The following is a 500-nucleotide window of genomic DNA, read 5'->3' on the forward strand; positions in this document are numbered from 1 at the left end:
GCCTTCGCTGAAGCTCACCCGCGGCAGGTCGCGATCGCCGATCTTGACGTCGGCCTTGCCCCAGGCTTCGCCGATGCCGAAACGGATCTCCCCGTTATTGGCGATCTGCCGTCCCAGGTTGAGGCCGAAACCATAACGTTCCAGCCGGTACTCGGCGATCGGGTCGCTGTCGAGGGTGGCCTCGACGTTCTGTGACTGGGCATTGATGTAAGGCGCGACAAAGTAGCGCGAGCCCTCGTCCAGCGGCTGGTAGAACTCGCTGTAGAGATCCTGTGTGTCGCCGATCTGGAAGCGTGTCAGCCATTCGCCGCCGAGGCGGTTGATGCCGTTGACCCGATAACTGGCGCCGATATTGAAGGCGCTGTCGCCGCGCAGGTCGTCGGAGAGGTTGAGCCCCAGGCGCAGGTAGTCGGTGCCGCTGCGTTTGCCTCGTGCGCTGATCACCAGTGTGTGGTCCTGGCCCTTGTGCACCACCCGGTATTGCACCTGCTCGAAGTAGT

1 pseudogene is annotated in these 500 nt (G+C 63.0%); it reads right to left on the reverse strand.

Annotated elements, in window-relative coordinates:
- Nucleotides 1–500 (reverse strand): annotated as a pseudogene (locus HX773_RS25455) (hypothetical protein); the annotation flags it as partial.

It is taken from the genome of Pantoea sp. B9002, assembly GCF_013385945.1.
Taxonomy (GTDB): domain Bacteria; phylum Pseudomonadota; class Gammaproteobacteria; order Enterobacterales; family Enterobacteriaceae; genus Pantoea.